Source organism: Streptomyces sp. NPDC001339 (assembly GCF_042895955.1).
Classification (GTDB): Bacteria; Actinomycetota; Actinomycetes; order Streptomycetales; family Streptomycetaceae; genus Streptomyces.
Genome location: NZ_JBIAWT010000001.1, coordinates 67,132 through 81,102 on the forward strand (window position 1 = coordinate 67,132; position 13,971 = coordinate 81,102).

General features: G+C 72.6%; 11 protein-coding genes. 3 read left to right on the plus strand and 8 right to left on the minus strand.

Features of this window, described 5'->3' with window-relative positions:
* Positions 1 to 4: 4 nt before the first annotated feature.
* The 3 genes from ACFY12_RS00275 to ACFY12_RS00285 all read left to right on the plus strand — a co-directional run bounded on the left by ACFY12_RS00275 (position 5) and on the right by ACFY12_RS00285 (position 2,112).
* The gene (locus tag ACFY12_RS00275) at positions 5 to 499 is read left to right on the plus strand and encodes a hypothetical protein (protein ID WP_390713451.1); all 495 of its coding nucleotides are present in this window, start codon (positions 5 to 7) and stop codon (positions 497 to 499) included.
* A gap of 61 nt (positions 500 to 560) precedes the next feature.
* Positions 561 to 1,073: a ferritin-like domain-containing protein gene (locus ACFY12_RS00280; RefSeq protein ID WP_390713452.1), complete on the plus strand. Its 513-nt coding sequence runs from the start codon at positions 561 to 563 to the stop codon at positions 1,071 to 1,073.
* Between the two features lie 127 nt (positions 1,074 to 1,200).
* Positions 1,201 to 2,112 carry an aminoglycoside phosphotransferase family protein gene (locus ACFY12_RS00285; protein ID WP_390713453.1) on the plus strand — a complete coding sequence of 304 codons (912 nt, stop codon included), beginning with the start codon at positions 1,201 to 1,203 and terminating at the stop codon, positions 2,110 to 2,112.
* 264 nt (positions 2,113 to 2,376) lie between these two features.
* On the opposite strand, the gene ACFY12_RS00290 is transcribed toward ACFY12_RS00285, so the two are convergent.
* The 8 genes from ACFY12_RS00290 to ACFY12_RS00325 all read right to left on the minus strand — a co-directional run bounded on the left by ACFY12_RS00290 (position 2,377) and on the right by ACFY12_RS00325 (position 13,891).
* Positions 2,377 to 4,086 carry a proline--tRNA ligase gene (locus ACFY12_RS00290; protein ID WP_390713454.1) on the minus strand — a complete coding sequence of 570 codons (1,710 nt, stop codon included), beginning with the start codon at positions 4,084 to 4,086 and terminating at the stop codon, positions 2,377 to 2,379.
* Positions 4,087 to 4,312: 226 nt separating this feature from the next.
* Positions 4,313 to 4,849 (minus strand): GNAT family N-acetyltransferase, encoded by a 537-nt coding sequence (locus ACFY12_RS00295; RefSeq protein WP_390713455.1) that lies wholly within the window; start codon positions 4,847 to 4,849, stop codon positions 4,313 to 4,315.
* 79 nt (positions 4,850 to 4,928) lie between these two features.
* Positions 4,929 to 5,777, minus strand: a complete 849-nt coding sequence (locus ACFY12_RS00300) for a GNAT family N-acetyltransferase (protein WP_390714320.1) — start codon at positions 5,775 to 5,777, stop codon at positions 4,929 to 4,931.
* A 204-nt stretch (positions 5,778 to 5,981) separates the two neighbouring features.
* Positions 5,982 to 7,139 carry a flavodoxin-dependent (E)-4-hydroxy-3-methylbut-2-enyl-diphosphate synthase gene (ispG, locus tag ACFY12_RS00305; RefSeq protein WP_390713456.1) on the minus strand — a complete coding sequence of 386 codons (1,158 nt, stop codon included), beginning with the start codon at positions 7,137 to 7,139 and terminating at the stop codon, positions 5,982 to 5,984.
* A 208-nt stretch (positions 7,140 to 7,347) separates the two neighbouring features.
* Positions 7,348 to 8,649 carry a M50 family metallopeptidase gene (locus ACFY12_RS00310; RefSeq protein ID WP_390713457.1) on the minus strand — a complete coding sequence of 434 codons (1,302 nt, stop codon included), beginning with the start codon at positions 8,647 to 8,649 and terminating at the stop codon, positions 7,348 to 7,350.
* Positions 8,646 to 9,920 (minus strand): 1-deoxy-D-xylulose-5-phosphate reductoisomerase, encoded by a 1,275-nt coding sequence (gene dxr / locus ACFY12_RS00315; protein ID WP_390713458.1) that lies wholly within the window; start codon positions 9,918 to 9,920, stop codon positions 8,646 to 8,648. Before dxr ends, ACFY12_RS00310 begins: the two co-directional genes overlap by 4 nt.
* Positions 9,921 to 10,077: 157 nt before the next feature.
* Positions 10,078 to 12,045 (minus strand): acyl-CoA dehydrogenase family protein, encoded by a 1,968-nt coding sequence (locus ACFY12_RS00320; RefSeq protein WP_390713459.1) that lies wholly within the window; start codon positions 12,043 to 12,045, stop codon positions 10,078 to 10,080.
* Between the two features lie 385 nt (positions 12,046 to 12,430).
* Positions 12,431 to 13,891 (minus strand): aldehyde dehydrogenase family protein, encoded by a 1,461-nt coding sequence (locus ACFY12_RS00325; RefSeq protein ID WP_390713460.1) that lies wholly within the window; start codon positions 13,889 to 13,891, stop codon positions 12,431 to 12,433.
* Between the last annotated feature and the right edge of the window lie 80 nt (positions 13,892 to 13,971).

Consider the following 13,971-nt stretch of genomic DNA (forward strand, 5'->3'; position numbering starts at 1 on the left):
GTTCATGCGCAGAAGGACCCTGCTGGCCGGCGCCGCCCTCGGAAGCGGGGCGCTGCTCACCGGCTGCTCCGCGGAGGACCGCCCCGGCCGGGACGAGTCCTCCGCGGCGGCCGACCGGCTGCGCGAGCGCGCCGCCCGTGACAGTACGGCCCTGCTGGCGCGCTACGACGCGACACTGGCCGCCCACCCCGCCCTGGCGGAGCGGCTGCGCCCGCTGCGCTCCGAAGTGGCCGCGCACGCCCGGGCGTTCACCGATGACGGCGCCACGCCCTCCGCCGGTGGCGCCCCGTCCGGCGAGCCGGTGCACAAGGCGGGCACGCCCTCGGTACCCGGGGAGGAGCAGGCCGCCCGGAGCGCGCTGGCCGACGCGGAACGCCGGCTCTCCGGCACCCGCACCCGGGAGCTGCTCACCGCGCCCCCCGAGCTGGCCCGGCTGCTCGCCTCGGTGGCCGCCTCCGGCGCAGCCCACGCGTATCTGCTCACGGAGCCGGCCGGGTGACGGACACCGGACGACGGAACACGGCACGACGGACGGCACCGACCAGCGAAGGGGCGCAGCCATGAACGAACACGGTGCGGAGGTCACGCGGCGGGACGAGGCGGACGGCCGGGACGAGCTGACGGCGGTACAGGCGGCACTGGCCGCCGAGCACGCCGCGGTCTACGGCTACGGCGTGGTCGGCGGCCGGATCGCCGACGACCGGCGCGCGGAGGCGAGGGCGGCGTACGACGCCCATCGCGCCCGCCGCGACGCGCTGCACCGCGAGGTGCGCGCGCTGGGCGGCACACCGCCGGCCGCGGCCGCCGCGTACAAGCTGCCCTTCCCGGTCCCGGACGCGGCCGCCGCGGCACGCCTGGCGGGGGAGCTGGAGGACCGGCTGGCCGCCGTGTACGCGGACCTGGTACGCGCCGGCGGCCGGACCCGGCGCGCGGAGGCGGCCGCCGCGCTCCGCGAGGCGGCGGTGCGGGCGGTGCGCTGGCGCGGCAGCGGCGCGGCCTTCCCCGGCCTCACGGAGCGGTCCGCGGCCGCCACTCCGCCCGGCTCCGCGAGCGCCTCCACGGGCGCGCTCTGACCGGCCGACGGCCCCGCGCCCCGAGACAGACGAGCCCGAGACAGACGGGCCCTGGACAGACGAGCAGAAAGACGCGCCGGGCGGTCGCGGTATCCCGCACGCGCCCGGCTGAAGGGACAGCTCAAGCATGGCAACGGCACCCATCGAACCGCCGCAGCGGTTGGTGAGTTCCCTCAGCGGCGATCCGGACAGCCCCGCCCAGCGGTGGCTGCGCGGACTTCCGACGCTGGTTCAGCAGCTGCTGGACACCTGGGAGCTGACCCTGGAGCGGGTGCACGCCCCCGGTGGCCGCGGCAGCCTGCTGGCCCTCGTACGGGAGCGGGACGGAACCCCCGCGGCGCTGAAGCTCCCGGTGCCCGCCCGGCTGCCCGCGCACGAGGGGGCCGCGCTGGCGGCCTGGGACGGGCGGGGCGCGGTACGGCTGCTGCGGTCCGACGACACCAGCGGCGCGCTGCTGCTGGAGCGTCTGCGGAGCGCGGTCTCCCTGCGGTCGCTGCCGGAGGCCAAGGCGCTGCTGGAGGCCGCCGGTACGGTGCGCCGGCTGTGGGTACCGCCGCCCGCCGGCCACCCCTTCGCGACACTGGCCGCGCGTACGGAGGAGGCGGTGGAGTCGCTCCGCCTCGCCGGGGCGCTCACCCGGGCGGCCGGGCCCCTGGTGGACGAGGCGCTGGAGCTGCGGCGCACCCTGCCCGCGGAGTCCGGTGAGGAGTTCCTGCTGCACGGCGCCTTCCGGCAGGGCAAGGTGCTGGCCGGGGAACGGGCGCCCTGGCTGGCCGTCGGCCCGTCACCGGTGGTCGGCGAGCGGGCGTACGACCTGGCGGCGCTGGTGCTGGACCGGTTCGAGGACGTGCTGGCCGGCTCCGGCGCGGCCGCCGCGGCCCGCCGCCGGGTGACCAAACTGGCCGACTCCCTGGACATGGACCGGGACCGGCTGCGCGCCTGGACGCTGTACCGGGCGGTCGACACCGGCGTCCGCGAAGTCGCCGTCGGCGAGCGTCAGCGGGGTGAGCTGCTGTTGGAGTTCGCGGCTTGGCTTTAGCCGCGACCTTGCGGTGCGGTTCTAGCCGCCCCGACCTTGCGGTGCCCCGCACGTTGTCGTCTTTCCCGCCGCGGGGGTTTTCCGCCGTTGCGCCTGCGGCGGGCGTGGGTTGTCGGCTGCGGTGACGGCCCTCCGGGGGAGGGTGTCCGGACTGCTTCGCTTTACGTCCGGACACCCTCCCCCTCCGGCCCGTCCCCTCCCGTGAGTGGGTGGGACGAGGCCGGTGGGGGTTTGCGTGAGTGGTCGGCTAACGGGCCATATCCGTCACAGACCGAGCTTGGCAACGGCCTCGTCGACCGTCAGCTCCTCGCGCTCACCGGTGCGGCGGTCCTTGACCTCGACGATGCCCTCGCCGGCGCGCCGCCCGGCGACCACGATGGTCGGCACGCCCAGCAGCTCGGCGTCGGTGAACTTCACGCCCGGGGAGACCCCGGCCCGGTCGTCGACCAGCACCCGCAGGCCCGCGGCGCCGAGCCGCTCACCGACCTCCAGGGCCAGCTCGGTCTGCTTGGCCTTGCCGGCCGCGACGACGTGGACGTCCGCCGGGGCGACCTCGCGCGGCCAGCACAGGCCCTTGTCGTCGTGGGTCTGCTCGGCGAGCGCGGCCACCGCGCGGGAGACGCCGATGCCGTACGAACCCATCGTGACCCGGACCGGCTTGCCGTTCTGGCCGAGGACGTCGAGCTCGAAGGCGTCCGCGTACTTGCGGCCGAGCTGGAAGATGTGGCCGATCTCGATGGCGCGGTCGATCCGCAGGCCGGCGCCGCACTTCGGGCAGGGGTCGCCGGGCTCGACGACGACCACGTCGAGGTACTCGTCGACCTCGAAGTCACGGCCGGCGACGACGTTGCGGGCGTGCTTGCCCTCCTTGTTGGCGCCGGTGATCCAGGCCGTGCCGGGGGCCACGCGGGGGTCGGCGAGGTACTTGAACGCCTTGCCGGCCAGGCCCTGCGGGCCGACGTAGCCGCGGACCAGCTCCGGGCGGTCGGTGAAGTCGTCGGCGGTGACCAGCTCGACGGTGGCCGGCGCGAGGTGCTCGCCGAGCTTGCCGAGGTCGACCTCGCGGTCGCCGGGCACGCCCACCGCGACGATCTCACCGTCGACCTTGACCAGCAGGTTCTTCAGGGTCGCGGAGGCCGGTACGCCGAGGTGCTCGGCGAGCGTCTCGATGGTCGGGGTGTCGGGGGTGTCCAGCTCCTCGACGGGGCCGTGCCCGGCGCCCTCGGCGGGCTGGAGCGCGAAGGTGACGGCCTCGGTGTTGGCGGCGTAGTCGCACTGCGGGCAGTCGACGAAGGTGTCCTCGCCGGCCGCGGCGGGCGCCAGGAACTCCTCGGAGGCGGAGCCGCCCATCGCGCCGGAGACGGCGGAGACGATGCGGTAGTCCAGGCCGAGGCGCTCGAAGATCCGCTGGTAGGCCGCGCGGTGCAGCGCGTAGGACTGGGCCAGGCCCTCGTCGGAGGTGTCGAAGCTGTACGAGTCCTTCATGTGGAACTCGCGGCCGCGCAGCACGCCGGAGCGGGGGCGGGCCTCGTCGCGGTACTTGGTCTGGATCTGGTAGAGGATCACCGGCAGGTCCTTGTAGGACGTGCACTGGTCCTTGACCGTGAGGGTGAAGATCTCCTCGTGGGTGGGGCCGAGGAGGTAGTCGGCGCCCTTGCGGTCCTTGAGCCGGAAGAGCAGGTCGCCGTACTCGTCCCAGCGGCCGCTGATCTCGTAGGGCTCCTTGGGCAGCAGGGCCGGCAGCAGGACCTCCTGGCCGCCGATGGCGTCCATCTCCTCGCGGACGATGCGGGAGACGTTCTCCAGGACCTTCATGCCCAGCGGCAGCCACGTCCAGATGCCGGCGGAGGAGCGGCGGACGTACCCGGCGCGGACGAGCAGCTTGTGGCTGGCGGTCTCGGCGTCGGCCGGGTCGTCGCGCAGTGTCTTGATCATCAAGCGGGACATGCGCTGGACCTGTGCGGCGTTGGCCATGGGAGTTTCTCCTGCGTAAGAAAAGTGACTCCCTGGAGGTTAGCCGCCCGGGCGCGGCACAAGGAAATGCGTTCCGCCGCGGACCGGGGGCCGCGCAGGGACCGGACGAGCCGGCAGGGGTGCTCAGCGCCGCCGCAACGGCAGCACCGCGCCCATCACCGCATACGGCGTCGGTGCGCTCGGGCCGCATCTCTCCGGGGACAACCCCCGGACCCCCGGCCGACGGTCAGCGCCGCCTCAACGGCAGCACCGCGCCCATCACCGCATAGGGCGTCGGTGCGCTCGGAAAGAGCACCCGGCGGGCGATGTCCCGGTAGCCGAGGGAGCGGTAGAGGCCGCGGGCCGGGCTTTCGATGTCGATGGCGGAGAGGATGGAGCGCGGTTCGGCCGCCTCGTCGGTGATGCGGGTGATCAGCGAGCGTCCGATACCCCGGCCCTGGTAGGCGGGGTGGACGTGCAGTTCGGTGATGGTGAAGGAGTCGTCCAGCCAGTGGTCGAGGCCCTCACTGCGCAGATAGGGCTCGACGACGGTGGACCACCAGTGGGTGCGGTCGTTGGGCATGCCGTAGACGAAGCCGACGAGCCGGCCGGCGGGGGTGGTGGCACCGAGGGCACGCGCGCCGGGGCAGCGGAGGTGGCGCAGCACGATGTGGCGGCGGACGGCGACCTCCTCGTCGCTCAGTCCGAAGGCGAGCGCCTGGACGGCGAGCGCGTCATCCACGCGGGCAGCGAGGTCGAGGGGGCCGACCGCGACGTGATCCATGCTCGGAGCGTACAAGTCCACGGACCGGAACAGTACGCGGCCGTGAGAACGGAACCGGAGCGGGACCGCACACGCACGGTCAGAACAGGACGCTCATGAACGCGCCGACTTCCTGGAAGCCCACCCGCCGGTAGGAGGCGCGGGCGGCGGTGTTGAAGTCGTTGACGTAGAGGCTGACGACGGGGGCGACCTCGTCGAGCGCGTAGCGCAGCACGGCCGCCATGCCGGTCTCCGACAGGCCCTTGCCGCGGTGGGCGGGGTCGACCCAGACGCCCTGGATCTGGCAGGCGCGCGGGGTGGCGGCGCCGATCTCGGCCTTGAAGATGACCTTGCCGTCCTCGACCCGGGCGAAGGAGCGGCCGGCTCCGACGAGTTCGGCGACCCGGGCCTGGTAGAGCAGCCCGCCGTCGCCGGCCATCGGGGAGATGCCCACCTCTTCGGTGAACATGGCCACGCACGCGGGCATGATCAGGTCGATCTCGTTCTTGCGGATCCGCCGGACGTACGGGTCGGGGGCGATCTCGGCGGACGGCGAGCTGGTGACCATCAGGGGCTGGTGGGCGCGGATCTCGCGGGCGGGACCCCAGGACGGCTCCAGGAGCGACCACAGTTCCGCGGTGGGCTCGGCGGGCCCGACGATGGAGGAGCAGCGGCGGCCCTGCCGGCGGGCCCGCTCGGCGAAGCCGTGGACGGCTTCGGAGGTGGCGCAGACCGGGACGAGGTTGGCGCCGGCGTAGCAGAGCGACTCCAGCCGGCCGCCGACGTACCAGCCCCACATCTCTCCGCCCAGCCGCCAGGGGTCGAGTCCGGCGATCTGGACGCGGGCGGCGACGAAGGCGTTGGCGACCGGGTCGCGGTCGAGGACCGCGAGCGCGTCGTCGAGCTCCCCGGGCTCGAGGACCTTGAGGGCGGTGGTCGTCGTCAGCACGTGTCGCAATGCCTCACCATGACGGGCCTGGGAGGCCAGGCGGGAGCAGGTCCTGGCACTGTACCTCCACCCGCGCGGGAGTTCCCGGCCCGCGGGCCGGGACGGGCCCGGACGGCCGTGAGCCCCGCGGCCCGGGCGGGGCGGCGGGGCTCGGCGGAGTGGTGGACCGCCCGCCGGGGCGGGACGGGTGAGAGGTGCCGGGGATCAGCCGGCGGCGGTGACGACCGGCTCACCGGAGGCGACGCCGTCGGCCTCCATCTGCGCGGCGATCTTCAGCGCCTCTTCGATCAGCGTCTCGACGATCTTCGACTCCGGGACGGTCTTGATGACCTCGCCCTTGACGAAGATCTGGCCCTTGCCGTTGCCGGAGGCGACGCCGAGGTCGGCCTCGCGGGCCTCGCCGGGGCCGTTGACGACGCAGCCCATGACGGCGACGCGGAGCGGCACCTCCATGCCCTCCAGGCCCGCGGTGACCTCGTCGGCGAGCTTGTAGACGTCGACCTGGGCGCGGCCGCAGGACGGGCAGGAGACGATCTCCAGGCGGCGCTGGCGGAGGTTGAGCGACTCCAGGATGGAGATGCCGACCTTGACCTCTTCGGCGGGCGGAGCGGAGAGCGAGACCCGGATGGTGTCGCCGATGCCCTCGCTGAGCAGCGCGCCGAAGGCGACCGCGGACTTGATGGTGCCCTGGAAGGCGGGGCCGGCCTCGGTGACGCCGAGGTGGAGGGGGTAGTCGCACTGGGCGGCGAGCTGGCGGTAGGCGTTGACCATCACGACCGGGTCGTTGTGCTTGACCGAGATCTTGATGTCGCGGAAGCCGTGCTCCTCGAAGAGGGAGGCCTCCCAGAGCGCGGACTCGACCAGCGCCTCGGGGGTGGCCTTGCCGTACTTCTGCAGCAGGCGCCGGTCCAGCGAGCCGGCGTTGACGCCGATCCGGATCGGGGTGCCGGCCTCCGAGGCCGCCTTGGCGATCTCCTTGACCTTGTCGTCGAACTGCTTGATGTTGCCGGGGTTGACGCGGACCGCGGCGCAGCCGGCGTCGATGGCGGCGAAGACGTACTTCGGCTGGAAGTGGATGTCCGCGATGACCGGGATCTGGGACTTCCGGGCGATCACCGGCAGCGCGTCGGCGTCGTCCTGGGTGGGGCAGGCGACCCGGACGATCTGGCAGCCGGAGGCGGTCAGCTCGGCGATCTGCTGGAGCGTGGCGCCGATGTCGGAGGTCCGCGTCGTCGTCATCGACTGCACCGAGACCGGTGCGTCTCCGCCCACGGCCACCGGACCGACCTGGATCTTGCGGCTGACCCGGCGGTCGGCGAGCTTGGTCGGTACGGCCGGCATTCCCAGCGAAATGGCAGTCATCTGGCGAGCAACCCCAAGGTATGGATCAAGGCCCCGTATCGGCGGGCTCCGGTCTTCGAGCCTACGACACACGGAACGCCCTCAGCACATCGCTCCCCGGAGGCCGCCCCGAAGAGCACGAAAGAGGCGGCCGGGCACCTCCGAACGCCGCGGAGGTGCCCGGCCGCCGCCCCGTCCGGTGCCACCGGGGAGGGTGCCGCAGCGGGCATCAGGTCAGCTTCACCGGATTCACCACGTCGGCGACGAACACCAGCAGGGTGAAGCAGATGAAGATCCCGGCGACGACGTACGCGGCCGGCATCAGCTTGGCCACGTCGAACGGACCGGGGTCGGGCCGCCGGACGATCTTGGCAAAGGCCCGCCGGACCGACTCCCACAGCGCGCCGGCGATATGCCCGCCGTCCAGCGGGAGCAGCGGCAGCATGTTGAACAGGAACAGCGAGAGGTTGAACCCGGCGACGAGGAAGAGCATGGTCGCCACCCGCTGCTCCGGCGGGATGTTCAGAGAGAAGACCTCCCCGCCGACCCGCGCCGCGCCGACCACGCCCATCGGGGAGTCCTGCTTGCGCTCGCCGCCGTTGAAGGCCGCCTCCCACAGGTCCGGGACCTTGGCGGGCAGGCGGACCAGCGAGGCGACGCCCTGCTCGACCATGCCGCCCATGCGGTCGACGGACTGGCTGAAGGACTGCTTGACGACGCCGCTGGCCGGGGTGAAGCCGAGGAAGCCGGCGGTGACGTACTCGCCGCGGACATAGCCGCCGCGCCCGTCCGTCTTGGCGACCTTGTTCTCTATCAGGTCGGCGTGCAGCGTCCGGCGGGCGCCGTCCCGCTCGACGACCAGCGTGGCCGGGCCCGTGGTGTCGCGGATCCGCTGCTGGAGGGCGCCCCAGTTCGGGACGTCCTGCCCGTTGAAGGAGACGATCTTGTCGCCCGGCTGCAGGCCCGCGGCCTTGGCCGGGGAGTCCTTGGCGCCGGCCGGGCACTTGTCGGTCTTGGCGGCGGCCGAGATCACACAGTCCGAGACCGAGCCGACCTGGGTGGTCTGGGTGTTGATGCCGAAGCCCATCAGCACGCTCATGAAGATCACGACCGCCAGGATCAGGTTCATGAACGGCCCGGCGAACATCACGATGACGCGCTTCCAGGGCTTGCGGGTGTAGAAGAGCCGCTTCTCGTCGCCGGGCTGGAGCTCCTCGAAGGCCGCCGAGCGGGCGTCCTCGATCATGCCGCGGAACGGTGAGGTGGAGCGGGCCTGCAGCTTCCCGTCGTCCCCGGGCGGGAACATCCCGATCATGCGGATATAGCCGCCGAGCGGGATCGCCTTGATGCCGTACTCGGTTTCGCCCTTCTTACGGGAGAAGAGTGTCGGCCCGAAGCCCACCATGTACTGCGGCACGCGGATACCGAACATCTTGGCCGTGGAGAGGTGGCCGAGTTCGTGCCAGGCGATGGAGAACAGCAGGCCGACGACGAAGACGACTATGCCGAGGATGGTCATCCAGGTCGTCATACGCGAGCCTCCGAGGGGGTCCGTGCCGCACGGGCGGCCAGTTCGCGGGCGCGGGCGCGCGCCCAGGTCTCCGCCTCCAGGACGTCCGCGACGGAGAGCGGGGTTCCCCGGGCCGGCGTGCCCTGTTCGGCGACCACCTCGGCGACGGTATCCACAATTCCGTTGAACGGCAGCCCGCCCTTGAGGAACGCGTCCACACATTCCTCGTTGGCCGCGTTGAAGACGGCCGGGGCGGTGCCCCCGAGCTCGCCGACGTGCCGCGCGAGGCGGACCGACGGGAAGGCCACGTCGTCGAGCGGGAAGAACTCCCACGAGGACGCCTTGCTCCAGTCGAAGGCGGGTGCCGCGTCGGGGACGCGCTCGGGCCAGCCGAGGCCGATGGCGATGGGCCCGCCCATGTCCGGGGGCGTCGCCTGGGCCAGCGTCGAACCGTCCGTGAACTCCACCATCGAGTGGACGTAGGACTGCGGATGGACGACGACCTCGATGCGGTCGAAGGGGATGTCGTAGAGCAGGTGCGCCTCGATGACCTCCAGGCCCTTGTTGACGAGGGTCGCGGAGTTGACCGTGATCACCGGGCCCATCGCCCAGGTGGGGTGGGCGAGCGCGTCCTCGACGGTGACGCCGGCCAGCTCCTCCTTCGTACGGCCGCGGAAGGGGCCGCCGGAGGCGGTGACGACGAGCTTGCGGACGTCGGCGCGGGCGCCGGCCGCCAGCGCCTGGAAGAGCGCCGCGTGCTCGGAGTCCACCGGGATGATCTGGCCGGGCCGGGCGACGGCCTTGACCAGCGGGCCGCCGACGATCAGCGACTCCTTGTTGGCCAGGGCCAGGACCCGGCCGGCCTTCAGGGCAGCCAGGGTCGGGGCCAGGCCGATGGAGCCGGTGATGCCGTTGAGGACGGTGTGGCAGGGGGAGGCGGCCAGTTCGGTGGCCGCCTCCGGGCCGGCCAGGATCTCCGGCAGCGGCTCGCCGGCGCCGTACCGCTCGGCGAGCGCCGCGCGCAGTGCGGGCACCGCGTCCTCGCGCGCCACCGCGACGGTGGCCACCCGGAGCCGGTGCGCCTGCTCGGCGAGCAGCTCGGTCCGGCTGCCGGCCGCGGAGAGCCCGGTCACATGGAACCGGTCGGGGTTGCGCAGCACCAGGTCGATCGCCTGGGTGCCGACCGACCCGGTCGAGCCGAGGATCACGATCCGGCGCGGGCCGTCGGGTCCGCCGGTGCCGCCGGGGGCCGGCTCGAAGCGCAGGTGCGGATGGGCGAGGGAGTCCGTCATGGGGTCCATTGTGGCCGGTCGCCGGGGTGCCGTGGGCACGGAGGCGGGCACCGGGGCCCGTCCGGTGGATCCTGGCCGGACGGGGCCCGGTGGGATGGGCTCCGGGCGTACTGTCGTGGGCCTCCCGTCGTGGGCTGACGACCGTGGGCGGCGGATCTTACGGCCGTGGGCGGCGGATGGGGCGGTGGACGTTGTCCTTCCGGCTCTCTCCCGGGGTGGCGTCGGCGATCCACGGGCCCTCGCCGCTCGGGTCGATGATGCCCTCCTCCAGCCAGGTGTAGCGGCCGTCGAGGACGGCGGAGACGACCTTGCGGTCGAGTTCGTCGGTGTTGGTCCACAGCCGCCCGAACAGTTCCTCGACGCGGATCCTGGCCTGGCGGCAGAAGACGTCGGCCAGCCGCTGCGCCTCGCGGCCGTGCTCGCCGGTCTCGCGCAGGTACTCCGCCCGTACGCAGGCCGCGCTCATGGCGAAGAGCTCGGCACCGATGTCGACGATCCGGCCGAGGAAGCCCTGTTTGGTCTCCATTCGGCCCTGCCAGCGCGACATCGCGTAGAAGGTGGAGCGGGCGAGCTTGCGGGAGGCCCGTTCGACGTACCGCAGATGCCCGGCGAGGATTCCGAACTCCTGGTAGGTACGCGGGAGTTGACCGGGCCCGGCGACCAGCCTGGGCAGCCAGCGGGCGTAGAAACCGCCCGCCTTGGCGGCCGCCCGCCCCTTGTCGGCGAGGCTCTTGTCGGGGTCGATGAGGTCGCCGGCGACGGACAGGTGGGCGTCCACCGCCTCCCGGGCGATCAGCAGGTGCATGATCTCGGTCGATCCCTCGAAGATCCGGTTGATCCGCATGTCGCGGAGCATTTGCTCGGCCGGTACCGCGCGTTCGCCCCGGGCGGCGAGCGAGGGCGCGGTCTCGAAGCCGCGTCCGCCGCGGATCTGGACCAGTTCGTCGGCCATCAGCCAGCCCATCTCGGAACCGTAGAGCTTGGCGAGGGCGGCCTCGATACGGATGTCGTTGCGGTTCTCGTCGGCCATCTGGGAGGAGAGGTCGACCACCGCTTCCAGGGCGAAGGTGGTCGCCGCGATGAAGGAGATCTTGGCGCCGACGGCCTCGTGTTTCGCGATCGGCCGGCCCCACTGCTCACGGGCCGCGGACCACTCCCGCGCGACCTTCAGGCACCACTTGCCGGAGCCGACGCACATCGCCGGCAGGGAGAGCCGCCCGGTGTTGAGCGTGGTCAGGGCGATCTTCAGGCCGGCGCCCTCGGGGCCGATGCGGTTCGCGGCCGGGACCCGTACCTGGTGGAAGCGGGTGACGCCGTTCTCCAGACCCCGCAGGCCCATGAAGGCGTTGCGGTTCTCGACCGTGATGCCCGGCGAGTCGGCCTCGACGACGAAGGCGGTGATACCGCCCTTGTGGCCTGGGGAGGCCGGTACACGCGCCATGACCACCAGCAGGTCGGCGACCACACCGTTGGTGGTCCACAGCTTCACCCCGTCGAGGACGTACTCTCCCCCGCTGTCGAAATCGCTCGACCGGGACGTGCCCCCGCCCACCGGGACGGCCGTGGTGGCCAGCCGCGCCGGGTCCGAGCCGACATCGGGCTCGGTCAGCAGGAACGCCGAGATGTCCGTCCGCGCCAGCCGCGGCAGGAAGGTTTCCTTCTGCTGCTGGGTGCCGAAGAGCTTCAGCGGCTGCGGGACGCCGATCGACTGGTGCGCGGAGAGCAGTGCGCCGATGGCCGGGCTGGCCGAGCCGACCAGGGACAGCGCCCGGTTGTAGTAGACCTGGGTGAGGCCGAGGCCGCCGTACTTCGGGTCGATCTTCATGCCCAGCGCGCCGAGCTCCCGGAGCCCGTTGATGGTCTCGTCCGGGATCTGCCCCTCGCGCTCGATCCGGGCGCCGTCGATCTCCGTCTCGCAGAACTCCCGCAGGGTGGCGAGAAACTTCTCACCGCGGCGTACGTCGTCGACCGTAGGAGTGGGGTGCGGATGGATGAGGTCGAGCCGGAACCGCCCCAGGAACAGTTCCTTGGCGAAGCTGGGCTTGCGCCAGTCCTGCTCACGGGCCGCCTCGGCGACCTGGCGTGCTTCGCGCTCGGAAACGTTGCGGATGGATGGAGCGGTCATCAGGAGCTCACCTCGCCGCGGATTCGGTAGTTCTGCGCCGGCGGGCCGGTCGGGCCGCTGGAACAGCGCTCCTTGTGAGAGTTACCCGATCCGCGCGGGTTGCACCACTGGGGGTACAGGGAAGAGCGGGGCGAGGCGGTGCCTCCTGGCCATGCGGGACCAGGGACCGGGCCCGGCCCCGGACCGGGCCGGTGCCCTCGGCCCTTCGGGGGGAACTTCGGGGGAAACCCCGAGGGGAAACGTCGAGGGGAGACGTCGAGGGGAACGTCACGGAAAAACGGAAAACGGAAAAGGGGACGCGGCGCGCTCCGGGAGCAGGGTCCGGAGCGCGCCGTGTCAGGGCTCGCGTCAGGCGTGCGGGCGCCTCATGCGTGCCGGCGCGTCCTCACAGCGCGAGGCCGGTCAGCACCATGACGCGCTCGTAGGTGTAGTCCTCCATCGCGAAGCGCACGCCCTCACGGCCCACGCCGGACTGCTTGACACCGCCGTACGGCATCTGGTCGGCGCGGTAGGACGGCACATCGCCGATCACCACACCGCCCACCTCCAGCGCGCGGTGGGCGCGGAACGCGGTCTGCGTGTCGTGCGTGAACACGCCCGCCTGAAGCCCGTACTTCGAGTCGTTGACGGCCGCGAACGCCGCTTCCACACCGTCCACCTTGGTGAGCGTGAGCACCGGGCCGAAGACCTCCTCGCAGGCGAGGGTGGCGCCGGCCGGCACGTCCGCCAGCACGGTCGGCGCGTACGAGGCGCCGTCGCGCTTGCCGCCGGCCAGCAGCCGGGCGCCGCGCTCGACGGCCTCGTCGACCCAGGCCTCGACGCGCCGGGCCGCGGCCTCGTCCACCAGCGGGCCGACCTCGGTCGCGTCGTCCGAGGGGTCGCCGGTGACCTGCGCCTCGACGGCCGCCACGATCTTCGGCACCAGCCGGTCGTATACGGACGCGTCCGCGATGACCCGCTGGACGGAGATGCAGGACTGCCCGCCCTGATAGTTGGAGAAGATCGCGATGCGCTGCGCCGCCCGGTCCAGGTCCTCCTCGGAGGACCAGTCGGGCAGGACGACGGCCGCGCCGTTGCCGCCGAGCTCCAGCGTGCAGTGCTTGCGCGGCACCGAGTCGAGGATGGCGTAGCCGACCTTCTCGGAACCGGTGAAGGAGACCACCGGCAGCCGCTCGTCCTGGACGAGCGCGGGCATCCGGTCGTTGGGCACCGGGAGGATCGACCAGGAGCCGGCCGGCAGGTCGGTCTCGGCCAGCAGCTCACCGATGAGCAGGCCGGAGAGCGGGGTGGCCGGGGCCGGCTTGAGGATGATCGGGACGCCGGCGGCGATGGCCGGGGCGATCTTGTGGGCGCAGAGGTTCAGCGGGAAGTTGAACGGTGCGATGCCCAGGACGGTGCCGCGCGGGAAGCGGCGGGTCAGGGCGAGCCGGCCGGCGCCGCCCGCGTCGGTGTCCAGGCGCTGCGCCTCGCCGCCGTTGAAGCGGCGGGCCTCCTCGGCCGCGAAGCGGAAGACGGACACCGCGCGGCCGACCTCACCGCGCGCCCACTTGATGGGCTTGCCGTTCTCCGCGGAGATCAGCCGGGCGATCTCCTCCGTACGCTCCACCAGCCGGCGCTGCACATGGTCCAGCGCCGCGGCGCGCACATGCGCCGGGGTCGCGGCGAGCTCGTCCTGGACCGCGACGGAGGCGGTGATGGCCTCCTCGACCTGGGCCTCGGTGGGCACGCTCACCGTGCCGACGAGACGTCCGTCCCAGGGGGAGGTGACGTCGAAGGTGGCCTCGCCGGTGGCCTGGCGGCCGGCCAGCCAGAAGGCGGTGGGGGCTGCATCAGTGGGGATCGGCACAGTGGAACCCGGCCCTTCAGGAGTGGTGAGTGGTGCGGTCGGCTCAGGAAACGCAGTGCCCGGTACGGCACGGCACCGCG